The sequence below is a fragment of the Prevotella sp. P5-92 genome (genome assembly GCF_002251245.1).
GTDB lineage: Bacteria > Bacteroidota > Bacteroidia > Bacteroidales > Bacteroidaceae > Prevotella.
Genome location: NZ_NPJG01000046.1, coordinates 1 through 25,108 on the forward strand (window position 1 = coordinate 1; position 25,108 = coordinate 25,108).

Genomic DNA, 25,108 nt, shown 5'->3' on the forward strand with positions numbered 1-25,108 from the left:
CGAGCACAATCTTCTCGTCGCTGTAGAGATAAGCGTCGTTGTCAAACAGTCCCGCACGCATCTTATATCTCAGCACGTCCTTCACCGCACGCTCAAACGCCTCCTGTCTCACCAGTCCGCAGTCGAGACCTTCCTGCAGATACTTGTAGTTGTCGCCGTGTGGGAAGTCCACGTCGTTGCCCGCATTGATGGCAGCGGCAGCCTTCTCCGTGGGCGTCGTCAGTCCAGGAATCTGGTCGATGGCGGTATAATCGCTCACCACCATTCCGTCAAAGCCGAGGTAACCTCGCAGTATCTCGGTCAGTATCCAGCTGTTAGCCACACAGTTGGTGTCTCTCATGGCGTGGTATCCAGGCATCAGCGCGCGGCATCCCTCCAGCCTTATCATCGTCTCGTGAGGCAGCAGGATCTCCTCCATCAGTTCCTTCTCGTCAGCGTTGCCGCCACCACCATATCCCAAGTAGTGCTTGGCGCACGCTCCCACGCCCTTCTTCAGGTCGCCCTGTTGCAGACCTCTGACGAAGGCCGTTCCCATCACCGCCGAGAGATAGGCGTCCTCGCCATACGACTCCTCGAGCCTGTTAAACCCCGGGTTCTTCACCACATCCACCATTGGCGATAGCGACAGCACGCCGCCCATCTTCCTCAAGCTCGTGGCCGTCTGTCGTGTCTTCTTCTCGGCCAGCACGTCGTTAAACGAGCAAGCCTGTCCTATCTGTTGCGGGTATATCGTCGCGTCCTTGGTGTTAATGCCCGAGAGCACCTCCTCGTGAAAGAGAGCCGGTATGCCGTTGGGCGTGTTGTCTATCAGCCATCGCTGCACCGCCTTCACGCGGTCGCGCAGCGTATTGGCGTCGGTAGGTTTCTGGCTTGCATACTGCGAGAAGTGTCCAATGCCGTTGGGTATCATCTTCCTGCACACGGCGGTGTCGAGCTGTCCTTTGTCGTCAAACAGCTGGTCCATATACATACTTTTCAGTTGCGCTATCCTTTCCTCCTGCGACATCTTGTCGTAGAGCGCATCCACCCTTTGGTCGATAGTCATGTTGTTACAATTGGTTAGAAACAGAGTTGAGCTAATGATCATCGCGGTCTTGGCTGCAAACAGTGCCAGCCTCGATTTCCGCATACAAAAACATTTCTTTTGGTTCATATTATTATATAATAGGTAAAATTTCAGCCACAAAGGTAATCCCTTTCCTCCAATCTGCCAAACATTTTCTAATGTTTTTCCCCTTTTCCACCGTTATTTCTCCCCCGACGCTTTCCCGCCCACAATAAATCCACTCGTTTTGTGACGGTGAAAAAACTCTTAGCACTATATCTTTACTCAAAAAAACTCCCGCTTTTCTTTGGTTTGTCGAAAAAAATGTAGTATCTTCGCAGCCGATAACCGATTCCCTTGGCCTACACCTCATGTCGGGATGAGGCCTTTTTTCAATAGACAAATCGAAAAAAACATTATGAAGAAGAGAAAAACGACATTTATTATGATGCTGCTCTTAGTAGCCACGCTACGAACAGTGGCACAAACCACGCCGCCCGATGCAACGGGAATGGACATCGACGCCCGACAGTGGACCAAGGACGTGAAGATGGGGTGGAACCTCGGCAACGCCCTCGAAAGCGCAGGCGCCACATGGGACGACGCCACTGGCACATGGAAAAACCCGTGGCTCACCGACTATAACCAGTGGGAGACGGGATGGGGCAACCCTAAGACCACACAACAGATGATAAAGGCAGTGAGAGAAGCGGGCTTCGACGCCATCAGGGTGCCCGTGAGATGGGTGCCGCACATCACCGACTACACCACGATGACCGTCGATCCCGTGTGGATGGCACGTGTGAAGGAGGTCGTTGACTGGTGTCTCGACGAGGGATTGACAGTCGTCATCAACACCCATCACGAGCTGTGGCTCGAGAGTCATCCCTACTATAGCCAGCAGGCCGAGTTGCTGCGCAGGCTGAAAGCACTGTGGACCAACATCGCCACTACATTCCGCAACTACGACTCGAGACTCGCCTTCTCGGGCACCAACGAGGTGACCGTCAGCTGGGCAGCTCCGTCGGCAGAGAATCTCGCCGTGCAAAACTCTTACAATCAGGCCTTTGTCGATGCCGTACGCGCCACGGGCGGTAAGAACTACTATCGTCAACTCATCGTGCAGACTTACGCCACCGACCCAGGCTACGGACTGGCGGGATTCCAGCTGCCTGACGACGTGGTGGAAGACCGTCTCTCGGTGGAGTTCCACTATTACTCACCATACTCATACTGTAGCGGCACCGACGGCTGCTATTACTACTGGGGCGAGGCCTTCGCCGACAAGGGAACCGTCACCCCCGACGGCAACGAACGCGCATTGCACAACCTCTTCACGCAGATACGCAAGGCGTGGTACGAGCGCGGACTGGGTGTGGTGCTCGGCGAGTATGGCGTGTCGCGCCACTACTCTGACGCCGCCCACCGCGACGATCAGGACGCCAACGCACGCTACTACCTCAAGAGCGTGGTGAGCGAAGCCCGCAAGAACGGCTTCGCCGCCTTTGTCTGGGACAACAACGTCTTTGGCAACGGCAGCGAGACCTTCGGCATCTTCAACCGCAACCACAGTATGCGCATCGACACGCCCCACTTCCTCGAAGGCATCGTCGAAGGCTCTGCCACCACCTTCTCCGACGAGATCGTCGAGGAAGGGAAGGATGATGTGGGCAAGGACGGCATGGAGATATGGAGCGGCGACAAGACCTTGGCATGGGGCTCCAGCGGCATGATTAGCCTCGCCGCGGCAGCCTTCGCCGACGCCACCGACGAGGTCACGCTCGTGCTCTATTATGAACCCGTCGCCACCGCCGAATACACCGACATACAGATGTGTTACAAAGACTGGAGCAAGGCTTCGTTCAAGGTGGGCAATATCTCGGTGCAAGGCGACTTCAACCCTCGTGGCTATTACGGCGTGACCACAGGCAGCCTTATCACTCCCTTCACTTTCGACGACGCCGCCCTGCAGTCGTTCAAGCGTCAGGGCATGATCATCCAGGGCTATGGCGTTAGGCTGACAAAGATTGTCATTGCCCAGCAGCAGTCAGCCGCCGTCACACCTCCCGCCCTCGACACCACGGCGCCACTGCCAGCATTCTCCCTCGGAGGCATAAGGGAAAAGAAGCGCGACGGCCAGCGCTATCTAAAGAAGAAAAACTGCCTCCTCCGGTTTTAGAATACCCCGATTTGCGGTGGATTTGCGACGGCGGGATGGGCTTTATCTCGTGTATTTCTTTCCCTGATGGATATCGTGCATTTTGTCGATAAGTTCGAGTATGAAGTTTATGTCTTTAGTGCCAGATATGTCCCACGAGTTACCTTCTCCTTGCGGGAAGACTGTTATAAACAGGGCAGTATCAGCCACACTCTCAATTTTCAACATTTCGCTTTGATAATTGGCATCTTGGTTCATACCATGGCAGGATATGAGCAACGGGGCGTTTTTGCCTACACCTTTCGGCACATACTGCAGGTACTTGCGTGTAGTACCATTCACTTTGATGGTCTTGGAGTCGAGTGCGCTGGCAGTGGCGGCGATGAGGGCTACGACCAGCGTAAGGAGGATTTTCTTCATATTTTTACATATAAAAGGTTATTGTCGAGCAAATGTATGTCGTGAATACGATATTGTGGCTGCAAAGTTACGCTTTTCCCCGCTAAAAGAAGCTGACATTTGTAACATATTCTTTGGATTATGTTTCAGTATAGAGGTAAATAAACCGAAAAAGAGTGTTTGCGTGATTTTTGCCGGCCTGAGACGATTATTGTACTATGAATAGATATAAAGATTGTCATTGAAAAAAGTCCCTTCCGGCCTTGTGGTGGAAGGGACTTTGATGTTTTGTATTGATTTTTATGAAAGGATCGTCAGTTGATGAGGAAGATCTTTTCCTTGCCAAGGATAAGATGCGTGCATTTCACAGTGGCACGACCGTCGGTGATCTTGCCCACCTCGTACTTTACAGGACCCTTTACGTTGACCTTGATTACAGACTTGTCGGTGAGCGGAGCGTAGGTCTGATAATGGCAGAGGTCGGTGTAGCCGTTCTTGTTGGTGGAGAAGACAGGCATCTTAGGTATGGCTATCTCTTTGCCATCGACGGTGATCTTAACCTCGGGGAGAAGCATCGGGGTGTTGTCAGGGAACTTCTTGTCGCTCTTGGCAAAGCCAAGACCGTAGATGTCAACCAGTCCTTCGTTGCCTTCGCCCTCGACCTTGAGGTAGATGGCATGCTTGCCAGTGAGACCTTCCACGGCTGGCACCTTCACGTTGTAGTAACGCACTTCTTTCGAGGCATTGGCATCCACATCGATCACGGCAATCTCCTTGCCGTTCCATGTGCTGTTGGCATACGGACCGTCGAGCATCACACGGATGCGTGCCGCTCCCTTGCCCTTAGACGCGAGAGCGATGAAGAGCTGTGTGCCGTCGCCATTCTGTGTGCCGGCGAAGGCCTTGATGCCCTTGGTGTCCTGGGCGAGACCGCCGAAGCCGAAATACTTGAATCCCACCACGCCGCCATTAGGCACGCCGGCGAGGATCATGCCGTTGTTCCACACGTCGAAGTTGTCTTGCAGCCAGCGCTGGTCGCTCATGTAGCAGGCGTAGCCGGCAGAATAGAAGGAGTAAGGAGGCAGACCGAAGATATGGAAACCCTCGCTGGTTACTTCCGCACCGGTATATTCCATGCCATCGGAGGCCTTTGCCGTCCACTCGTTGTTCTTGGCGTAGGGGTCGTAAGCTACTATGCGCACCTTGCCGCCCTTAGCCACGGGCTTCTTGTCCCACTCTATCTTTATAGGAGCCACCATGGCCTGACGCGCGAAGCCGAAGCCGCGTGGAGGACGATGGTAGAACACATACCACTGGCCGTTGATCTCCTGTATGGAGCCGTGGGTGTTGTGGGCGGCGTTCATGCCTACGAGATGCGAGCCGTCCTCGTTGGGGACGATGCCGCGCGAATCGACGAGTACGCCGCCGGCACGCCATGGGCCGAGGGGTGTGTCGCCGTAGGCATAGCGCAAGGCAGAGTTGGTAGAGCCCTGTCCGTATTCTGGTCCGCTATATCCCGAGAACACCATGACATACTTGTTGCCCACCTGACGGATGCTCGACGCCTCGAAGAAGTTGAAGTCGCCGGGATTCTGTCCCTTGTAGAGGGCAGGATATTGGGTGCCTTCGGGGTCGCGGATGACGCCGTAGCGCTCAGAGGCAGGGATGAAATAGTCGCGCACCTGTGTTCCTGGGCGTACGCCGTACATATTGTCTTGGTCGAGCTCGTAGGCTGTGGAATGGCGGAAGCCATAGAAGACGTAGGCACGGAAACCCTTGGCATAGTCAGGGTCTTTCTTGTTGGTGATGTTCTCGACAAATACCGATGGGTCGAAGTCGATGAGCGAGCCATCGACGCATGCGGTGCCGTCGGCATTGAGGTTGACGGGAGTGAAAGGTCCGTCGGGGCGGTCGCCCTTGCACACCATTGGCACGCGGCGCCATCCGCGAGAGTGAGGATAGAGCCAGTAGGTCTTCTTGCCTGTGGCCTTGTCAACGGTCTCGACGAGGTCGGGAGCAAACATCGTGTCCCACTGTCCGTTGACGAAGTAGGTGAAGATAGGGCCTTCGTCGCGCCATTGTGTGAGGTCTTCTACCGGTGCCGACCACATGCGGATGTCGGGTCCGCAGTAGGCGGTGTAGGTTAGGTCGTGAGAGCCGATGATGTATGCTCTCATCTTTCCTGGATTGTCAGGATCTTCAAACACACGTGGCTCGCCGTCGGGGAGATGTTCCCAGAGGGGCAAGTAGGGGTTCTGGGCTGTAGCCAGAGTGGCAATCATTGCAAAGGCTGCCATAATGACTTTTTTCTTCATAATATTTTAATTTATTAATATTTCATTTTGTTGGGGTTTGCGGGGTTTTCCGGGTTTTCCGGGGGGGCAGCGTCTCCGGTGTCTCCGGTGTCTCCGGTGGTTCCGGCGAGTTGCGGCGGGCGGTCTTACATAAAGTAAAGACCCTACAACGGAGATTAGCGGCGGGTATTTGTGGTATCAACTCGTCAACTGAACACGTCAACTGAACACCTTATTTCTTCTGGTATCTAAACCAATCTACATCGACATATCCTCCAGTCTGCTTTGTGGCATAGTTGAAGATGGCGAACTTGGAGCCCATGAAGAAGCGGCGATAGTCGAAGATCATCTTGTAGTCTTTGATGAGAGGAGTCCAGGTGTTGCCGTCGGCACTATAATATAAGGTGGCGAGGTCGGTGCCCGGACGGAAGTTGGCGTCGATGCGGAAATAGACGCTCTTCGTGCCCCTCTTCAGTTCCTGACGGAAGGCCTCCTTGATGGTCACGTCGGTGACTTTTTTCTCCTTGTCGGTCAGCTTCACGCTCTCGCTGTCAGCCACGACGAAGGCCTTCTTACCCTCTTTCACCACTTTTACCACACCAGCGTCGCCGTTGAAGGCAGAGAATCCGCAGACGTCGCCGTCTTTCATCTTCGCAATGTCGAGTTTCACGCTTGCCGTACATTCAGGTCCTTCCATGCGCTGGGTCATGGTGTTGGGTGCGAGGTAGAGGTTGTCAACCACGCGTGTGGTCTTCAGGCGCATGAAGCCAGGGCGGTCGGTGAGCGACCATCCCTCAGCCACGGGGTTGTGGTTCCACTGCCAGTTGATGTTGAGCTTGTCGGAGTCGAACTCGTCGCTTGACACTATCTCGCCTCCCGAATATCCTGCCATAGGCTTGCCCATGGTGGAGGGGATGAGTCCGTTTTCGTCGCCGAGCATGGGCCATCCGTCTTTCCAGGTGCAAGGCATGAGAGTGAGCACGCGTCCGCATCCGCCACGGTCCTGGAAGATGACGCCATACCAGTTGCCCTTGCCGTCATCGACTATCGTTCCCTGTCCGGCATAGGGGAAGCCGCCGAACTTCGACAGCAGTATGACCTTCTTCTCGTATGGACCCATGATGTTGTCGGCACGATAGCATACCTGTCGGCGTGCGCCGCCGCGGGGCCATGATATCATGATGAGATAGTATTTGCCGTTGTGCTTTATGAAACGGCTGCCTTCGAGCAGGCCCGTCTCGGTGGAGTCGCGCTCGAACACACGTCCGGCAAGTCCGCCTTCCTTCACGCCGCTGAGGTCGGGGTTGAGCTCTTTCATCTCGCCGGTACCATAGAACACGTAGGCGCGGCCGTCGTCGTCGAAGAAGAGCGAGGCGTCGTGGAAGTGAGGAGTGCGGTGGGCGAGTGTCCATCCCTCGCGTGGGTCTTTGGTGGTATATACATATCCCTGCCAAGGGTCTTCGTTGGGCGAGAAGTATAGATAGTATGTCCCGTCCTTGTATCTGATGGACGTAGCCCACTGTCCGCGTCCATATACGGTGCCTTCCTTGAGGTCGTACTTAGGACTGTCGTGGAGCGACGGGAACACGTAGCTTGCCACACGCCAGTTGACGAGGTCCTTGGAGTGCATCACCGGTGCGCCGGGCATGAGGTGCATGGTGGTGGACACGAGCCAGTAGTCGTCACCCACGCGAATCACGTCGGGGTCGGGCACGTCGGCCCAAAGCATAGGGTTCTGAAACGAGTCTTCTATCTCCATCACCTTCTCGGCATATCGGCGGCCGATGATGCGGTAGCCTTCGGCGGTGAAATGGAGCGAGTCTTTGGCGCAGGGACAGCCCTTCGACGACACCACATGGGCTGTGGGAATCACCTCGGGCAGGCGGCGCACCATGGGATTGTGTGCGGCGCAGCGTCCGCCCACGTCTTCGCCCACCACCTCGCCAGCCACGAGAGGCACGTCGGCGGCGTTGAGGTTAAGGTCGGCGAGGAGGCTCTCATACACCTTCTTCACCTTCATGGGCCAGTCTTGCTGTGCGGTGTTGGTCTCGCCCTGATGGAGCAGGATGCCTTTGATGACGCCATCCTTCTGAGCCTTCTTTGCCAGTTCGACGAGACGCGCATAAGGGTCGTCGTCGTAGTCTTTGGTCATGTTTTTCATCCATCCCGGCTGCTTGTCGAGATACTCCCTGAAATGGTCTTTGTCGAAGAGGTCGATGCCGCATCCGCCGATGGCGACGTTGATGACGCCGATGCGGATGCTGTCAGGCGTGCGGCTGACCATGGCGCGACCGAAGTAGTCGGCGGGAGTCAGTCCGGTATAAGGACGACAGAGTGGCGGCACGGCGCGGTGCCATTCGCCTCGTTTCCATCCCAACTGTTCGCTGTCCATCGAAGCCATGGAGAGAAACCGCTGGCTGACGCCTTCGCGGTCTTGTGGCTCGATGCGTGCATTTCCCTCCATGTTTGACTGTCCGAGACAGAGATAGATATGGAAGTTTTTGTCTTGCGCTTCTCCCATGTAGGTGGCCATGAGAGTCATCATTCCGATAATAATTCGTTTCATGTTATTTGTTTTTATTACGTATATTCCTGCAATTTGGCTGCAAAGTTAGTAATAAAAAGGTGAAATCACCCCAAATTTTGTACCATAAACATTATGCTATGTTTCTTTTTTGCAAGATTAATTGGCTGTTTGCGAAATTTCCGTTACTTTTGCACAAAGATAATAAAAAAAGCAACGAAAAGATGACAAGAAATGCACAACCAGCATTGGTGCGCGCCTTCTTTGCCTCCTTTGCCGAGGGAATACTCTCAGCTGAGGCGGAGCGCATGGGAGGCGAGGTGGAGATGACGCCACGGAGTGTGAAGCAGGTCATGCTCAACCATTACGAAGAGATATCGCACCACTTTTTCGACATAATGTTTTATCCCCTCGCGCTGTTGCATTACGACACGGCGGAGGAGCTCATCGACATATTGCGTTCGCCCGAGGTGGCGCCGACGCTGAAGGCTCGCGAAGACCTCTTCCTCCATGTATGCAGGACGGAGGAGGCACACGAGGATATGGTGACTGAATACCGCCGCAACTTCTCCGCGCTGCTTGGCGGACGTGTGATGACGCTCGACGACTTCTTCGACGGCTTTCCCGAAGGCTATCTTGAAGAAGGCGGAGCGGATTACACACGCGAGATAAGGGTGCTGACGCAGGTCGTGGTGCGCTCGTTCTTCGCTGGACGCAAGGTGGCGGCGGCTGAGGGCATGGGCGGCAGCAACCAGATATGCCTCTATCGTCTGCTGCTCGACACGATGCAATGCCTGTTGCACACCGCTCCAGTGGATATGAGCGACGAGACCGACCTCACGGAGGCTTTCCTCACCGTGTGTCGCGGCGAGGAAAACATGATGGTGATGATGCAGACGATGCAGGAAGAGCTCTCCTCCACGACCACTGCTGCTACTTAGGCTGTTCTGCCTCGAGCTTGTCAACGGCGCCGGTGACGGGGTTGAGGCGCAGATGGGTGGTGAAGCGCTTGTTGAAGAGGTCGCCGCTGAGCAGTTCAACGTGTCCGAACTGTCCGGCGGGGAACTCGGCGTTGGCAATCTCCTCATTGCCCTGGCTCACGCTGACGGCAATCTTGCTCGGCACATTGACATAGATGCCGTCTTCCTTCTCTTTCTTTTTCTTCCCCTCCACGGGTTCCCCGGCGGGCACCGTCTTCAGGTCTCTTATATTAATATAATAAGGTGTACCGGCGAGGTCGTCGGCATCCACCACGCCCAACTGCTTTGACAGGCGGAAGAGCACCTGGTGTTCCACCTCCTTCTCAGGACAAAGGGTGAACACCACCTCGGCGGTGTCTTTTACAGTGGTGCCGCAGAAGAGGCTCGACAGCAGACGGTCTTGTGTGTTGAGGTTGTCGAGCATGATACGCAGCTGTTCGCCGTCTTTCGGCATGAAGTCAGCCTCGCCACGGTTAAGTGCGTTTTTGCTGTCTCGTATGTCGTATATCTCACGCGCCGTGAGCTCAGCCATCTTCGGTGTGCTACCGGCGGCGAGAATCTCCTCGCTCATATAGTCGCGCGGGTTGGCCTGTGGCTGACGTGGCGATGGCTTGTAAGGCGTGAACTGCCGTTCGGCTAAAGGTTCGGCATTGACGGCGGTCAGTCGTCCGTCGTCAGCGAGTCTGATGTTTGCCGTCGCGCTCTTAGGGTTAAACTTCACGGCAAACACCTTGTCTTTGTCTGCTTCGCCATAAGAGCTGATGTCGCAGCTCAGTATGCGGTGGGATGTGGCGGGACTTTCGTTGACATTGTCCAGACGGAGGTAACGTCTGGCATACTTGCAGAAGTCGCCTGGTGTATATTGTGTCTTCTCTACCTTCACCGCCACACGGATGGCAGTCTTTGGAAGGAAATAGACGGCGCCGTCGGTGGTAACACCGGGGCGGTAGTCGCTGATTTGTGCAATTGCCATCCTGACTGTTGCAGCCATGATGAGGCTAAGTATCAGTATCTTTTTCATTGCGGTATAATTACTTTGCTTATATGTTTTATTTTATAAGTTAAAGAAGTTAACTTCCTCTCCTTCCTAACTCATTACTCTCATAAACGCCTCGGGCAGAGCGTCGATGATGTCGCTTGCCATGAGACTCTCCTTGCCAAACTTCTTTGCAGCGATGTCGCCGGCGAGGCCATGCAGGTAAGTGCCGACGAGACATGCGTCAGCCTGAGCGTAGCCGCGGGCGAGTAGGGCGGTGATGACACCCGTCAGCACGTCGCCGCTGCCAGCTGTTGCCATGCCCGAGTTGCCTGTGGGGCAGAACATGATGCGTCCGCCGGGCGTGACGATGGCGGTGTTGTGGCCCTTGAGCACGATATAGGCCTGTTGGCGGTCGGCGAGGATGATGGCCTTTGAGAGGCGGTCGTAGCTGTCGGACGATGCGCCTTCGAGGCGTTCAAACTCGCCTATGTGCGGAGTGAGTATGCATCCGGCAGGCAGCTGTTGCATCCATGCCTTGTGTGTGGCGAGGATATTGATGGCGTCGGCGTCGATCACTATGGGGCACTGAGCCCTGCGCAACTGTCCTATCATGGTGATGGCCGAGTTCTCGTTGTTGCCTAATCCCGGTCCGATGCCCATGGCCTGGAAGCGGTCGGTGCTCACGGCCTCGGTGAAGAAGCAGTTGTCGGGGTCGATGTCGAGTATAGCCTCTGGCACGCCAATCTGTAGGGGGATGATGTTGGCGGCAGGCGTGTGGACGGTGACCTTTCCCACTCCCGACCTCAGACAGGCCTTCGTGGCGAGCATGGCCGCTCCCGCCATTCCTCTTGAGCCGGCAATGATGAGCGCATGACCCATGGTGCCCTTGTGGGCGAAGTCGTCGCGTTGCCGAATACGGCAGCGCACGTCGTCCTCTTCGAGTATGGTGACGTGAGCGTCAACCTGTGCCATGCCCTCCTTGCTGATATTGATGTCCACCACCTTCAGTTCGCCGATGAACTGCTGGTTTTCGGCAAAGAGAAACGACAACTTAGGCTGCTGGATGGTGACGGTGACATCGGCGCGGATGATGTTTGAGCGAACGTTATACTCGTTGCTCTCGCTCATCAGTCCCGAAGGCATGTCGATGCTCACCACCTTGGAGGGCGATGCGTTGATATACTTCACTAACGAGGCGTAGCCGCCCGTCAGCGGTTTGTTGAGACCCACACCGAAGAGTCCGTCGATGACCAGTGTGGAGGCATCGAGCGTGGGCGGGTCGAACTCGTCGATCACCATGGTGAAACTGTCAAGCTCCTTCATACCCGTCAGCCGGTCGCGGTTGGTCTTGCAGTCGGCCGACAGTCGTCCCGTGGTGTTGAAGAGCCACGCCTTCACCTTCAGCCCCTCAGAGGCGAGGATACGTGCCACGGCGAGAGCGTCGCCACCGTTGTTGCCTGGACCGGCAAAGACGACGATGGTGTTGTATGCAGTGCAGAGATGGCGTATCTCAGCCACTATCCGAGAGGCGGCCCGTTCCATCAGGTCGATGGATTTTATGGGCTCGTGATCTATCGTATATTTGTCTAACTCGTGTATTTGAGTGCTTGAGAATATTTTCATACGTGCAAAAATACAAAATTATTGCTAAACAATGCTCTGTTTTGGCAGATTTTTAGTAATTTTGCCCCAAAATTTATAAAAACTTAGTATGAAGACAGTAAAAATCAAGGATAAAGAGTTCGTTCCGATGATTTCTGAGGAGGAAATCAAACGACGGGTGAAGGAGCTGGCAGCTCAGATAAGCAAGGATATGGCGGGCAAGAATCCGCTGCTTCTTGCAGTGCTCAATGGCTCGTTTGTCTTTGCCGCCGACCTCATGCGCGAGATCACGATAGAGAGCGAGATCTCGTTTGTGAAGTTAGCCAGTTACCAGGGCACCACATCAACGGGAACGGTGAAGGAGGTGATCGGCATCAACGAAAACCTCAGCGGACGCACGGTGATTATCGTGGAGGATATCGTGGAGAGCGGACTTACCATGAAGCGCATGATAGAGAGCCTCGGCACTCGCAATCCCGCGTCGGTGCATATCTGCACGCTGCTTCTCAAGCCCGACTGCCTGAAGGTTGACCTCGACATCGAGTATGCGGCATTCAGCATCCCCAACGACTTCATCGTCGGCTATGGGCTCGACTACGACCAGCAGGCACGAAACCTCAAGGACATCTACGTCCTGAAGAAGGAGGAATAAGAAAGGACAATCGTAATAGAGAGAGAAAAACCATTTACAACATAAAAGACATGAAGAATATAGTAATTTTCGGAGCGCCAGGCTCCGGCAAGGGAACACAGAGCGAACTGATGATTAAGAAGTATGGCTTCGGTCATATCTCTACAGGCGACGTGCTCCGCAGCGAAATCAAAAACGGTACTGAACTGGGCAAGACGGCTAAGGCATTCATCGACAAGGGACAACTCATCCCCGACGAACTGATGATAGACATACTTGCCAGCGTTTACGACAGCTTTGGCAAGGAGCATAAGGGCGTGATATTTGACGGATTCCCACGCACCATCCCACAGGCTGAGGCTCTGAAGAAGATGCTCGCCGAGCGCGGACACTCTGTTGCCGCCATGATTGAGCTCTACGCACCAGAGGATATACTCATGGCACGACTGCTCAACCGCGGTAAGGAACAAGGACGCTCTGACGACAACGAGGAGACGATAAAGAAGCGTCTCGCCGTGTATAACACACAGACCGCCCCGCTCATCGACTGGTATAAGGCAGAGGGTCTGCACCACTACGTGAAGAGCTACGGCGAACTCGAGGTCATCTTTGCTGACGTGTGCAAGGTGGTTGACGGGATAGAAGAATAATGCTCAACTTGCATAAGTGAGGGAAGAAAGGGAAGTTTACTTCCTTTACTTCCTTCACTTCCTTTACTTCCTTCACTTCTTTCACTCCTTCACTTCCATTACTTCCTTCACTCCTGAAACAACGCCCTTCTTTTCCTGAGATTTTTAACCCATGCGATACTTGAATGGATATGATAAACGCGATAGTAAAATTCTCGGTTCGTAAGAAACTGTTTGTGGCTCTTTCCTCACTGTTTCTTCTTATTGGCGGAATATACGCAATGCTTACTCTGCCTGTCGATGCCGTGCCCGACATCACCAACAATCAAGTACAAGTAGTCACCGTGTCGCCCACCTTGGCGCCACAAGAGGTGGAACAGCTGATAACCATTCCCATAGAGACGTCGATGAGCAACATCATGAACGTGGAAGAGATACGTTCGGTGTCGCGATTCGGACTGTCGCTCGTCACCGTCGTGTTCAAAGAGAGCGTGCCTACACTGGAGGCAAGGCAGCTCATCAACGAACAGATACAGAGCGTGGCGGGCGAGATTCCTGAAGAACTTGGCACACCGGAGATGATGCCCATCACCACGGGACTCGGAGAGATATACCAGTATGTGCTGAAGGTGGACAAGAAACACGAGAAAGACTACGACGCCATGGAACTGCGCACCATACAGGACTGGATAGTGCGACGCCAACTGTCGGGCATACCGGGCATAGTGGAGATAAACAGCTTCGGCGGCTACCTAAAGCAGTATGAGATAGCCATCGACCCCGAGGTGATCTCCGCCTTGCAGATTACCATCGGCGACGTGTTTGAGGCTCTCAGCAACAACAATCAGAACACCGGCGCGAGCTATATAGAAAAGAAAGGACGCGCATATTATATCAGGTCGGAGGGAATGATTACCAAGACAAAGGATATAGAGAAGATTGTGGTGGCTAACCGCAATGGCATGCCTGTGCATATCAGCGACATAGGGCGGGTGGATTTCGGCGCGCCAAAACGCTTCGGTGCCATGACCATGGACGGCGAGGGCGAGTGTGTGGGCGGTATAGCCATGATGCTCAAGGGTGCTAACGCCAATGTGGTGACCAAAGAACTGGAGCGCCGCATAGAGAAAGTGCAGAAGATGCTGCCCGAAGGAGTCACCATCGAACCTTACCTCAACCGCTCCGAACTCGTCAACCGCAACATTTCCACCGTGATAAGCAACCTCATCGAGGGCGCGCTCATCGTCTTCGTCGTGCTGATGCTCTTCCTCGGAAATGTCAGGGCGAGCGTCATCGTGGCGTCGGTGATACCGATGGCAATGCTCTTCGGATTTATTCTGATGAGGATATTCGGCGTGTCGGCAAACCTCATGAGTCTCGGCGCTATCGACTTCGGTATCGTCGTCGATGGCTCGATAGTGATCATCGAGGGCATACTCGCACATGTCTATACCAAACGCCTCGCGGGCAAGCATCTCACTGAGGACGAGATGAACGCCGAGGTGGAGGCTGGCGCGGCAAAGGTGGTGAAGAGCTCCGCCTTCGCCGTACTCATCATCCTCATCGTCTTCTTCCCCATACTCACTCTTGGAGGCATAGAAGGAAAATACTTCACGCCGATGGCAAAGACGCTCGTGTTCTGTATCATCGGCGCACTCATACTCTCGCTCACCTATGTGCCGATGATGGCCTCGCTGTTCCTGAAACGTGGCATCGACCTCAAACCGACCTTCGCCGACCGCTTCTTCGGATGGCTTACGGGTATATATAATAAGGTGTTGGCAGCGTCGATGCGACGGCTCACACTCACCATTGTCAGCGCCTTCGCACTTCTCGCCCTGTCGCTCTTCATCTTCACCCGTCTGGGAGCGGAGTTTATACCGACACTCGACGAGGGCGACTTCGCCATGCAGATGACACTGCCTGCCGGTAGCTCGCTGACGAGGAGCATAGAGTTATCAGAGGAGGCCGAGAAGGTGCTGAAAGAGCAGTTCCCAGAGGTGAGACATGTCGTGGCGAAGATCGGTACGGCTGAGGTGCCCACCGACCCTATGTCGGTGGAGGACGCCGACGTGATGATCGTGATGAAACCATTCAAGGAGTGGACATCGGCGTCGAGCCGCGCCGAGATGGTAGAGAAGATGAAGGCGGCACTGGAAAAGGTGAAGGGAGCGGAGTTTAACTTCAGCCAGCCCATTCAGCTGCGCTTCAACGAACTCATGACCGGCGCAAAGGCCGACATCGCCATCAAACTCTACGGCGAGGATATGGACGAACTGTACGTCAAGGCAAAAGAGGCGGCACAGTATGTGGAAAAGGTGCCTGGCGCCGCCGACGTCATCGTCGAACAGGCCATTGGCCTGCCGCAGCTCGTGGTGAACTACGACCGCACTCGCATAGCACGCTATGGCATCGACATACGCGACCTCAACACCATCATCCGCACGGCCTATGCCGGAGAGACGGCTGGCGTGGTGTTTGAAAACGAGCGACGCTTCGACCTCGTGGTGCGCCTTGACGACGACATTGTGAAAGACCTCGACCTCAACCGCCTCCACGTGCGCACCGCTGCAGGCTTTCAAGTGCCTGTCAGCGAGGTGGCTACGATAAGTCTTGTCAACGGTCCGCTACAGATAAACCGCGACGCTGCCAAACGCCGCATCGTCATCGGTGTCAACGTGCGCGATGGCGACATACAGCAGGTGGTAGATAATATCAGCGAGGTGCTTGACAAGAATATCAAGCTCAAACCAGGATATTACTTCGAGTATGGCGGACAGTTTGAAAATCTGCAGAACGCCATCAACACGCTGCTCGTCGTCATTCCTATAGCCTTGCTGCTTATACTGTTGCTGCTGTTCTCAGCATTCCGCAGCGTCACCTATTCGCTCGTGGTGTTCACCACCGTCCCATTGTCGCTCATCGGAGGCATCGTCGCCCTCTGGCTGCGCGGTCTTCCGTTCAGCATATCGGCTGGAGTGGGCTTCATCGCTCTCTTCGGTGTGGCTGTGCTCAATGGCATCCTGATGATCAACCACTTCAATGCCCTCGCCTCGGAAGGCAAATACGCACTCTCCACGAGCCGCATCATCACGCGCGGTTGCCGTCATCTGCTGCGTCCCGTCTTCCTTACAGGTCTTGTGGCTTCGTTAGGCTTCGTGCCTATGGCTGTGGCGCAGTCGGCTGGCGCCGAGGTGCAGCGTCCGTTGGCTACGGTGGTCATCGGCGGACTCATCGTTTCTACGGTTCTCACGCTCGTCATAGTTCCGGCATTCTATCGTGTAGTAAGTTTATTCCCAATAATAAAAAGGAGATTTAAGAGATGAAAAAGATATTCTTAATTGTTATGACCATCGCAACGCTTGTAGCTTGTGGTGGAAAGGGCGACGTGAAGAGTGGTGATGACACTGCCGCTGTGGCTGACAGCGCAGCCAATGGCGAGTCTGTGACCGACACGGCTGCCGTAGATGTGGATGCAGTGTCGAGTGCCACCAATGTGGCAAACAGCCCCACGTTCAATGGGCTTATCATGGTGGCTCCCGACCAGCAGGCTACCGTCTCGGTCACTATGGGCGGACGCATTCACAGCCTTAACGTCATGCCGGGAAAGGCTGTCGGTCGTGGACAGGTGATAGCCACGCTCGACAATCCTGAGTTCATCGAACTGCAGCAGGCTTATCTCGAAAGTGCCGCCCAGTTAGAGTATCTTGAGAAGGAATATGCCCGTCAGCGCTCGCTCTCAGGCGATGCCGCGTCGAAGAAAAGGGTGGAGGAGAGCAAGGCGGAGTTTCTCTCCATGAAGAGTCGCCGCGACGCTGCCGCCACTAAGTTGCAGGCTCTCGGCGTGAGTACAAAGGCCATCGTCGATCATGGCATCAAGGCTTTCCTCCCCATCACTGCTCCCATCACGGGCTTCGTCACCAGTCTCGACGCCAACCTCGGCAAGTATGTCGAAGCCGGCAGCGCCATCTGCGACATCATCAACAAGTCGCATCCCATCATCCAACTCACCGTATATGAAAAAGACATCCATCTCATGAAGACTGGCGATGCCCTTCTCTTCCGCGTCAATGGCATGGGAAAGAAGTCGTTTGCCGCCACGGTTGTCTCTGTAGATCAATCCGTTGACGAGAAAGACTATTCTATCAAGGTTTATGCCCGCGTGAAAGATGCCGACGCCTCCTTCCGGCCTGGCATGTATGTAAGGGCAAAGAAAGTGCAGACGGAGAAATAATAATGAAGAAATTGATGTAGAGAATAAACTCGTCAACTCATCAACTCGTCAACTAAAAAACATTATACAATGAGAGAACTTCAAAAACAACCACGCGTCGAAGTCGTTGACGCCATCCGCGGCATTGCCGTGGCAATGATTCTTATGCTCCACAGCATCGAGCATTTCAATCTCTACAACCAGGTGGCGCCAGCTTCGCCACTCCTGCAGTTTATCGACCAGATGGTGTGGGACGGACTGTGGTTTATGGTGGGCGGCAAGGCATACGCCATCTTCGCCCTCCTCTTCGGCTTCAGCTTCTATATCATGGACCGCAATGCCGCCAGGCGTAGCGAAGACTTCCGTCTGCGTTTCTGTTGGCGAATGTTCCTCTTGTTCTGTTTTGGCTGTCTCAATGGGTCGTTCTTCTGTGGCGAGGTGCTCGTGTTCTACAGTATCGTAGGACTTGTGCTTCCTGCCGTATGCCGATTGAAGACACGCACACTGCTCGTCGTCGCCGCCGTGTGCATGGCGCAACCCGTTGAGTGGATAAAGGCTCTCTATGCCGCCTTCGTCGATGGCTCGGCACAGATCCTCGTCTTCGACTGTGGCGAGTACTGGGACGCATCGATGAAGATGCTCTCCGAAGGCGGATTTATCGACACCGTGAAGACCAATCTCTGGGAAGGACAACTCTTCAGCCTCGCCTGGGTATGGGGAGCAGGACGCTTCTTCCAGACTGCCTCGCTCTTCATCCTCGGACTCGTGGCAGGACGCATGCAATGGTTTGCCGACACAGCCGACAACCGCCGTCTATGGGCGCGTACCTTTGCCGTGGCTCTCGCCCTGTTCTTCCCTCTCTACGGACTGAGCTCTCTCATCCCCGACTTTGTCGAGTCTGTGCCTGCCGCAACGCTCGCCGACAGCTCGCTCTGGGCCATGACGTCTGCTCCGTTCATGTCGTCGCTGATGCTCATCATCACCTCGCTCCATAAGTTCTGCTTCATGCTCATCATCGTCACCTCGCTCCTCTTCGCGTTCTACACCACACGTCTTGCTCGCCCCATGCGTTTCATCATGCCCTATGGCCGCATGAGTCTCACTAACTATATCACACAGAGCATTATAGGTGCAGCCATCTATTATCATTGGGGACTGCATCTCAATCCATGCGACACGCAGAGCATAGCTCTCGGCATCGTCATCCTCACTGCCCAAATCCTGTTCTGCCGCTGGTGGATGAGAAGTCATAGCCACGGCCCGTTAGAAGGTATATGGAAGCGTCTCACCTATGCGTGGTAATCACCACGCATAGGTCCACTTAACATAATTTATTTCCCCCGAAACATTTGGAATTATTAAAGAAGAGCCATGTCTTTGCCGCATAATTCGCATTCTTATGACAGATAAAGAACTTAATTCATCTATATATACAGGAAAAAGTTTTTAATTTTATCTGTCATCTGTCACCATGAGCTTGTAAGTGTTTAATATATAGTGTCTTAGGTGTGGTGACAGAGGGGTGACAGACGAAATCGTCTGTCACCGCAAGTTTGTTTCATTTCACCGACTTATTTAGTATGGTCAGCCGCGCAGTCATGCTGACAAACACATAAGCTGCATTATGCTTTCTCAACAGTTAGTAACACGACTGTACCATAGTTAGTAACACGACTGTACCATAGCTAGTGACACGACTGTACCATAGTTAGTGTCACGACCGTACCATAACTGTGGAACGACCGTGTCACACGAGTAATCAGTTGTCGTCCGTAGTTTAACTCTTTATGTTGTGTAGTTTAACTATTTAGGTTGACTACTCTCACTACCTCCTTCCTTAATTAACCCCCATTACAAAAAAACAAAATATCCCTCATTTCCTTTGTCATTTCAGAATTAATTCGTATCTTTGCGGTGCAAAATAAGTTTTGTATAACTATTAAAAGACAAGAATGGATGGAAATACAGCTGACAGATTATCACAAAAAAGTGAACGAAGAGATGAAAAGGTCAATAGCATATTGGAAGATGCAGCCGAGATCTCTGGAGGAGTGCTTAGCTCAATTCAAGCGCTTGCGGGAACAACGGCTTGCAAGGGAGTCCAAATTACACGGCTAAAAGAATGGGCTGTCAATAATGACCTTTGGATAGATGACATTTCTCAACTCGGAACCTTTTCAGATAGAGGTTCTGAAAATGAAGTGTATATAAATAATGAGATACAAATAGTCTATAAACTTAATGACTTCCGTTATTCCGATGATAATCTTATGCCATTTTTCGAACGCATAAGAATCCACGATTGTCTCATCGCTCCCTCTCCCCTAATTATGCTCCAAAGCTCCAATAATCAATGGACAAGATGACCAGGGAGCAGCGCCATCGCTGCATGTCGGCAATAAAGAGCAAGGGAACGCGCCCTGAGATACTGGTGCGCAAGTATCTCTTTGCCCGCGGCTTCCGCTATCGCCTCAACCATCCCCGACTCCCCGGTCATCCCGACATCGTGCTGCGCAAATACCGCACAGTCATCTTCGTCAACGGTTGCTTCTGGCATGGACACGACAACTGCCCAAACTTCAAGATGCCCAAGACAAACACCGACTTCTGGCAAAAGAAAATCAACCGCAACAAACAACGCGACGTCGAAGAACAACGCCAAATAGCCGCAATGGGATGGCACTGCATCACCGTATGGGAATGTCAGCTCAAGCCCCACTGCCGCCAGCGCACCCTCGACTCCCTCGCCCAAACCCTCTACTGCATCTACCTCGCCGACCACTCCGTACGCCACTACCACCTGCCCGACTCCGAAGACTTCCCCATGGCAGCAGAGCCTGCACCCGAAGCATAACATCTCCCCATGATGTATCTTTATTCCGCCTCGTGTAGGGTCTTACCTCGTGTAAGACCGCCCTCTTCATGAATAACGAATAAAAAAAATCCCCTCATTTCCTTTGCCGTTTCAGAATTAATTCGTATCTTTGCGGCAAAATAAAGAAAAACTTACGATTATGAATACTAAGACAAGGACAGACATAATACCAAAGATACAAAAATATCTTGCAACACAACCTGTCGAAAGGGCTTGGTTGTTCGGTTCTTTTTCAAGAGGAGAAGAACATGAGGGTAGCGACGTCGATATTCTTGTAGATTTTAAAGAAGACGAAGCTATTGGCTTGTTTAAGTATTGCTCAATAATGAACGGCATGTCCGACATAATTGGTCGTAATGTCGATCTTGTACAAAACGGCACATTGCTTCCCTTTGCCATAAAGAGTGTTGAACACGACAAAATCCTTATATATGAGAGAGCCAATTAGAGATATCAACAGATTACAGCATATATTGGAAGCTATTATGACAATCGAGGACTATATCTCAAACAAATCTTTCGAAGAATTCACTAATGACAAACTTTTAAAACATGCTGTTTATTATAATGTGGGCATTGTAGGTGAGGCTGCAAACAAATTGTCTTCAGAATTCACTGATAGTCACCAAGATGTACCATGGCGAGATATTATTGAAATGCGTCATGTATTGATTCATGGATATTATCAACTTAATTCAAAGACGATGTGGATGACTATAAAAAATGACTTGCCAACACTTCGAAGCCAAGTTGAAAAAATTCTTGCTGAAATGAAATAAGAATTTCAGATGGAATAATCAAAAAGAAGATTACAATTACACCATTACAATAAAACGAGCCCAAGCCCCGTAGGGGCAACATAACCCAGGATAGGGCGTGAGCCCTATCAAAAAAAACATCACCATCCTCTCTCACCCTAACTAAAAATAAAAAAGTGCACATTTTCCTTTGTCGTTTCAGAATTAATTCGTAATTTTGCGCTGTAAAGTGTGTACATATGTGCGCACGAAGCAAATGAAACAACAATTTATAGAACACGCCAATGAAACTAAAAGAAGGTTCGTACGAAAACATCATAACAAACGAACTGCAGCAAGATATGAACCTTGCTACAGACAAAGGATTAGTATGCCGGAAAGAAGATATCGACGACGCCGAGGCGCCTTCTATGTTAACAGAACATATCAGTAAACTTATTCACAACCGATTGACAGCTGACGATTTGACCTCCGAGGAAAGAACTGATTTTGTGAATCGGCTCATCGATTTCCTTGAAGAAAACGCGGAAGAAAAGATTGCCGATGAAAAACAAATGCTGACGGCGGTTGTGTCAAGTCAGAAAGAAGCGACACTGAGAGCAACAAAGACTGACATTGTGAGACCATTGACAGGATTCAGAACAAGTAGCCTGTTTACAGGAGGAAATAGTGACATTCCCTTGAATTCAGAAATTCTACGAGACATACAAAGTGCTGACAGAATATATCTTATTGTCTCTTTCCTTAAACTGTCAGGGGTCAACCTGATATTCGACGAACTGAAGAAATTTTGCAGTCATCCAGACCACAAGCTACAAATCATTACAACAACTTACTGCGGTGCGACAGAGGCAAAAGCTGTGGAACGTCTTGCCTCGTTGCCAAACACGGAAATTCGAATTTCGTATAACAGCACAGTGGAACGACTGCATGCCAAATCATACATCTTTGAACGCAATTCAGGTTTTAGTACTGCATTTATCGGCTCCTCAAACCTTTCTAAATCAGCACAGACCGATGGATTGGAATGGAATATCAGAGTGACTAATGTTGAGAACCCTCACATAATAAAAACCGCGTTGGCAACATTCAATCTCTATTGGAACAGCAGTAACTTTGAGGATTTTCGTATTGGAGGAATTGAAAAACTACACAGGGAACTGAATATTGAACGACAGCCCAAAGAAATGCATATTGGCTTACTGACTAAATATGCCATTCTTCCACATCAAAAAAAGATTATTGACAAGCTGGCTGTTGAAAGAGACAACGGAATAAAAAGAAACCTCATAGTAGCCGCCACTGGCACTGGAAAAACCGTTATCTCTGCTTTTGACTATAAGAATTTCCAGACCCAGCATCCGAATAAGTCAAAACTGCTGTTTGTGGCTCATCGACAGGAAATACTAAAACAAGCCCTTTACACATACAGGAGTGTGTTGAGAGATGCAAACTTTGGTGACATTTGGGTGGGAAGCCAAAAGCCATGCAACGGGATTGACCATTTATTTGTCTCAGTCCAAACCTTCAACTCTCGTTTTGAAGAGATATTCAGCATGCTACCGGATGACTATTATCAATATATCGTTATCGACGAGTGTCACCATAGCGTAGCTGACAGCTACAGGCAAATACTGTCTCATTTCAGTCCAGAACTTCTAATAGGCCTTACAGCCACACCAGAACGAATGGATGGCGAAAGCCTATTGCCTGACTTTTGCGGAATGATAAGTGCCGAAATACGTCTTCCAGACGCATTGAGCGCAGGTCTTCTTACCCCGTTCCAATATCTTTGCATAAGCGACAATACAGACCTTACTGATGAAGACCTTATGTTGGGTAACAAGTATATCGCTACAAAACTAACTGAAAAGCTTTGTAACTTAGAACGAGTGGGGCTTATCATCGACAAACTTCGATATTACCTTCCCGACGAGACAAAATGTAAGACTCTTGGATTCTGTTCTACCAAAGAGCACGCACAATATATGTCTGAACAGTTCTGCAACTATGGACTGAGGGCAGACTACCTTACATCTGACAAAGGCGACGAGCGAGAGAAACTCAACAAAAAATTGGCAAGAGGAGAAATAAACTATCTTTTTGTCGTTGATATATTCAACGAGGGTGTGGACATCCCAGAGGTCGATACTGTATTATTCCTCCGCCCTACTGAGTCGTTAACAATATTCCTTCAACAGTTAGGTCGCGGACTACGACTTTCACCAGGAAAACAACTCCTGACTGTATTTGACTTCGTGGCACAGCTAAACAAGAAATATGACTTTACGAGTCGTTTCCGCAGCCTGATGGTACGCCAGGACAAAAGCGTCATCGACCAGGTGAAAAACGGCTTTACTCTTCTGCCACAAGGTTGCGCAATACACATGGAAGAGAAAGCGCAACAATACGTTCTTGACAACATTAAAGCTGCCATTTACAACAAAAGAAGACTTATTCAGGAGCTTCGTACATACACTCCTGTTCCTACCCTTAAGGAATTCATCGACAATAACGGCCAAGATGTACGCCTGATATACAAAAATGGTTGTTGGACAAGTTTGAAACAGGAAGCTGGATTATGCACATACAAAGAAGACGAGAACACACGAAGATATGAGAAAGGATTGTCCAATCTGACCCACATCAACAGTGTGGCATATCTGCATTTTATTCTCAGAACTATAGACAATCTCGACAGCCTGAGCTTTGAAGGTGAAAACGACAACATCTTTGCCACGATGTTATATTACACACTATATATAGACAAAATAGACAAGACAGGTTTCCGAACAAGAGAAGAAGCCATATCTACACTTCGAGATTATCCTCTCTTTGTGAAAGAGATAAGGGAACTTTGCGAATATCTCTTGTCGCAAATATCCAACAAGACGTTTGCCGTGGGAGAAGGAATGCCTGTGATGTTAGAACAATATGGGTGTTACACACGTGAAGAAGTGTTTACCATTTTCGGGCGACAAACAATAGACAAGCGCATGCAGGGAAGTGTGGCAGGTGTTTTCAAAATAGAAGAGTTGAACACCGAACTATTCTTTGTTACACTAAACAAGTCGGAAAAGGATTTTTCACCTACCACACAATATAACGACTATGTAGTCAGCGAGAAACAATTCCATTGGCAATCACAAAACACCGACTCTCATCAGCACAGCGGCAGCCGTTTTGTTAATCAGCAGAAAAACAAGAAGAAGTTCCTTCTTTTCGTACGCGAATACAAGCGTGATGGATTTGGCAACACATGTCCGTTTTTCTGCTTCGGTCTCGTTGACTATATATCATCGCGAGGCGACAAGCCTATGAGTATTGATTGGCGCATGCATCACGACATACTTCCACAATTCGTAAAAATTGGATAAAACAAAATGAAACATATAAACGTAGTTTGTGCAGTAATTGTCAACAAAGGAAGAATTTTTGCTTGCCAGCGTGGTTACGGCGAGTGGAAAGACTGGTGGGAGTTTCCTGGCGGAAAGATTGAGTCAGGAGAATCTCCTGAAGAAGCTCTACAGAGAGAAATCCGTGAAGAGCTTGCTATCGACATCACAATAGACCGTCATCTTACAACCGTGGATTACGACTATCCCGACTTCCACCTCACCATGCACAGCTATCTCTGCCACCTGAAAGATGACATCCAGCCTCATCTCCTAGAACATGAAGCAGCAAGATGGCTTGGCAAAGATAAACTGGAAGAAGTGAAATGGCTTCCGGCGGATGTTGAAGTGATTAAAGCATTGAGTGATTCTAAAGAATAAATCTATCTGATACAAAAAATCATTGTATATTAAAATTTTATTATTACCTTTGCACTCGTTAACAACATCAAGGAAGTGGAATAAGGCCGATTAATCATTCGTCCCGAGACAGAGATTAATGTTCTGCCCCCACTCCTTAACATCCGAATCCGGACAGTTCACTGGGCTTTGACCCCGCATTTGCAATGATGGTTCCAGGGTGTTTTGATGTTGCATGTTTAATTTAATTTTATTATTATGTCTTA

The 25,108-nt window shown here is 51.3% G+C and carries 18 protein-coding genes and 1 pseudogene; 13 read left to right on the forward strand and 6 right to left on the reverse strand.

Going from position 1 to position 25,108, the window contains the following annotated elements; translation table 11 throughout:
- Positions 1-1,129: glycoside hydrolase family 3 protein (locus CIK99_RS05630; RefSeq protein ID WP_305775629.1), on the reverse strand; the 1,129-nt coding region annotated here is incomplete at its 3' end.
- A gap of 334 nt (positions 1,130-1,463) precedes the next feature.
- Here CIK99_RS05630 and CIK99_RS05640 point away from each other — a divergent pair.
- The gene (locus tag CIK99_RS05640) at positions 1,464-3,224 is read left to right on the forward strand and encodes a glycoside hydrolase family 5 protein (protein WP_254047735.1); all 1,761 of its coding nucleotides are present in this window, start codon (positions 1,464-1,466) and stop codon (positions 3,222-3,224) included.
- A 42-nt stretch (positions 3,225-3,266) separates the two neighbouring features.
- Here the strand turns inward: CIK99_RS05640 and CIK99_RS05645 are convergent, their stop codons facing one another.
- From CIK99_RS05645 to CIK99_RS05655, 3 genes are all read right to left on the reverse strand, one after another.
- The gene (locus tag CIK99_RS05645) at positions 3,267-3,623 is read right to left on the reverse strand and encodes a hypothetical protein (RefSeq protein ID WP_094380589.1); all 357 of its coding nucleotides are present in this window, start codon (positions 3,621-3,623) and stop codon (positions 3,267-3,269) included.
- Positions 3,624-3,916: 293 nt separating this feature from the next.
- The gene (locus tag CIK99_RS05650) at positions 3,917-5,917 is read right to left on the reverse strand and encodes a hypothetical protein (RefSeq protein WP_254047736.1); all 2,001 of its coding nucleotides are present in this window, start codon (positions 5,915-5,917) and stop codon (positions 3,917-3,919) included.
- A 211-nt stretch (positions 5,918-6,128) separates the two neighbouring features.
- Positions 6,129-8,462, reverse strand: coding sequence for a family 43 glycosylhydrolase (locus CIK99_RS05655; protein WP_254047737.1), 2,334 nt, complete (start codon positions 8,460-8,462; stop codon positions 6,129-6,131).
- 182 nt (positions 8,463-8,644) lie between these two features.
- Between CIK99_RS05655 and CIK99_RS05660 the strand changes: the two genes are divergently transcribed.
- The gene (locus CIK99_RS05660; RefSeq protein ID WP_094380590.1) at positions 8,645-9,361 is read left to right on the forward strand and encodes a hypothetical protein; all 717 of its coding nucleotides are present in this window, start codon (positions 8,645-8,647) and stop codon (positions 9,359-9,361) included.
- Here the strand turns inward: CIK99_RS05660 and CIK99_RS05665 are convergent.
- Positions 9,354-10,421, reverse strand: coding sequence for a DUF4831 family protein (locus CIK99_RS05665; RefSeq protein ID WP_094380591.1), 1,068 nt, complete (start codon positions 10,419-10,421; stop codon positions 9,354-9,356). The genes CIK99_RS05660 and CIK99_RS05665 overlap by 8 nt on opposite strands.
- Before the next feature lie 66 nt (positions 10,422-10,487).
- Positions 10,488-12,002 (reverse strand): NAD(P)H-hydrate dehydratase, encoded by a 1,515-nt coding sequence (locus CIK99_RS05670; protein WP_094380592.1) that lies wholly within the window; start codon positions 12,000-12,002, stop codon positions 10,488-10,490.
- A gap of 88 nt (positions 12,003-12,090) precedes the next feature.
- On the opposite strand from CIK99_RS05670, the gene hpt reads away from it, so the two are divergent.
- From hpt to CIK99_RS05725, 11 genes and pseudogenes are all read left to right on the forward strand, one after another.
- Positions 12,091-12,633, forward strand: a complete 543-nt coding sequence (gene hpt / locus CIK99_RS05675; RefSeq protein ID WP_094380593.1) for a hypoxanthine phosphoribosyltransferase — start codon at positions 12,091-12,093, stop codon at positions 12,631-12,633.
- Between the two features lie 50 nt (positions 12,634-12,683).
- Entirely contained in the window at positions 12,684-13,262 is a 579-nt protein-coding gene (locus CIK99_RS05680; RefSeq protein WP_094380594.1) for an adenylate kinase, read from the forward strand.
- Between the two features lie 170 nt (positions 13,263-13,432).
- Positions 13,433-16,552 (forward strand): annotated as a pseudogene (locus CIK99_RS05685) (efflux RND transporter permease subunit); the annotation flags it as partial.
- Between the two features lie 11 nt (positions 16,553-16,563).
- The gene (locus CIK99_RS05690) at positions 16,564-17,475 is read left to right on the forward strand and encodes an efflux RND transporter periplasmic adaptor subunit (protein WP_094380595.1); all 912 of its coding nucleotides are present in this window, start codon (positions 16,564-16,566) and stop codon (positions 17,473-17,475) included.
- Between the two features lie 69 nt (positions 17,476-17,544).
- Positions 17,545-18,756, forward strand: a complete 1,212-nt coding sequence (locus tag CIK99_RS05695; RefSeq protein ID WP_094380596.1) for a DUF418 domain-containing protein — start codon at positions 17,545-17,547, stop codon at positions 18,754-18,756.
- A 650-nt stretch (positions 18,757-19,406) separates the two neighbouring features.
- Positions 19,407-19,820: a hypothetical protein gene (locus CIK99_RS05700; protein ID WP_094380597.1), complete on the forward strand. Its 414-nt coding sequence runs from the start codon at positions 19,407-19,409 to the stop codon at positions 19,818-19,820.
- Complete coding sequence (locus CIK99_RS05705) at positions 19,808-20,308, forward strand: very short patch repair endonuclease (protein WP_094380598.1); 501 nt, start codon at positions 19,808-19,810, stop codon at positions 20,306-20,308. The genes CIK99_RS05700 and CIK99_RS05705 overlap by 13 nt, the downstream gene beginning before the upstream one ends.
- Positions 20,309-20,468: 160 nt before the next feature.
- Entirely contained in the window at positions 20,469-20,777 is a 309-nt protein-coding gene (locus CIK99_RS05710) for a nucleotidyltransferase family protein (protein WP_094380599.1), read from the forward strand.
- Positions 20,761-21,108 (forward strand): DUF86 domain-containing protein, encoded by a 348-nt coding sequence (locus CIK99_RS05715; RefSeq protein WP_094380600.1) that lies wholly within the window; start codon positions 20,761-20,763, stop codon positions 21,106-21,108. Before CIK99_RS05710 ends, CIK99_RS05715 begins: the two co-directional genes overlap by 17 nt.
- Before the next feature lie 263 nt (positions 21,109-21,371).
- Entirely contained in the window at positions 21,372-24,464 is a 3,093-nt protein-coding gene (locus tag CIK99_RS05720; RefSeq protein WP_094380601.1) for a DUF3427 domain-containing protein, read from the forward strand.
- Positions 24,465-24,470: 6 nt separating this feature from the next.
- Positions 24,471-24,863 (forward strand): (deoxy)nucleoside triphosphate pyrophosphohydrolase, encoded by a 393-nt coding sequence (locus CIK99_RS05725; RefSeq protein WP_094380602.1) that lies wholly within the window; start codon positions 24,471-24,473, stop codon positions 24,861-24,863.
- The last annotated feature ends 245 nt before the right edge of the window (positions 24,864-25,108 follow it).

What these genes read in the sequence shown, in the direction of transcription:
- CIK99_RS05640 (WP_254047735.1), top strand. Translation starts at nt 1,464, where the DNA reads ATGAAGAAGAGAAAAACGACATTTATTATGATGCTGCTCTTAGTAGCC.
- CIK99_RS05645 (WP_094380589.1), bottom strand. Translation starts at nt 3,623, where the DNA reads ATGAAGAAAATCCTCCTTACGCTGGTCGTAGCCCTCATCGCCGCCACT.
- CIK99_RS05650 (WP_254047736.1), bottom strand. Translation starts at nt 5,917, where the DNA reads ATGAAGAAAAAAGTCATTATGGCAGCCTTTGCAATGATTGCCACTCTG.
- CIK99_RS05655 (WP_254047737.1), bottom strand. Translation starts at nt 8,462, where the DNA reads ATGAAACGAATTATTATCGGAATGATGACTCTCATGGCCACCTACATG.
- CIK99_RS05660 (WP_094380590.1), top strand. Translation starts at nt 8,645, where the DNA reads ATGACAAGAAATGCACAACCAGCATTGGTGCGCGCCTTCTTTGCCTCC.
- CIK99_RS05665 (WP_094380591.1), bottom strand. Translation starts at nt 10,421, where the DNA reads ATGAAAAAGATACTGATACTTAGCCTCATCATGGCTGCAACAGTCAGG.
- CIK99_RS05670 (WP_094380592.1), bottom strand. Translation starts at nt 12,002, where the DNA reads ATGAAAATATTCTCAAGCACTCAAATACACGAGTTAGACAAATATACG.
- hpt (WP_094380593.1), top strand. Translation starts at nt 12,091, where the DNA reads ATGAAGACAGTAAAAATCAAGGATAAAGAGTTCGTTCCGATGATTTCT.
- CIK99_RS05680 (WP_094380594.1), top strand. Translation starts at nt 12,684, where the DNA reads ATGAAGAATATAGTAATTTTCGGAGCGCCAGGCTCCGGCAAGGGAACA.
- CIK99_RS05690 (WP_094380595.1), top strand. Translation starts at nt 16,564, where the DNA reads ATGAAAAAGATATTCTTAATTGTTATGACCATCGCAACGCTTGTAGCT.
- CIK99_RS05695 (WP_094380596.1), top strand. Translation starts at nt 17,545, where the DNA reads ATGAGAGAACTTCAAAAACAACCACGCGTCGAAGTCGTTGACGCCATC.
- CIK99_RS05700 (WP_094380597.1), top strand. Translation starts at nt 19,407, where the DNA reads ATGGATGGAAATACAGCTGACAGATTATCACAAAAAAGTGAACGAAGA.
- CIK99_RS05705 (WP_094380598.1), top strand. Translation starts at nt 19,808, where the DNA reads ATGGACAAGATGACCAGGGAGCAGCGCCATCGCTGCATGTCGGCAATA.
- CIK99_RS05710 (WP_094380599.1), top strand. Translation starts at nt 20,469, where the DNA reads ATGAATACTAAGACAAGGACAGACATAATACCAAAGATACAAAAATAT.
- CIK99_RS05715 (WP_094380600.1), top strand. Translation starts at nt 20,761, where the DNA reads ATGAGAGAGCCAATTAGAGATATCAACAGATTACAGCATATATTGGAA.
- CIK99_RS05720 (WP_094380601.1), top strand. Translation starts at nt 21,372, where the DNA reads ATGAAACTAAAAGAAGGTTCGTACGAAAACATCATAACAAACGAACTG.
- CIK99_RS05725 (WP_094380602.1), top strand. Translation starts at nt 24,471, where the DNA reads ATGAAACATATAAACGTAGTTTGTGCAGTAATTGTCAACAAAGGAAGA.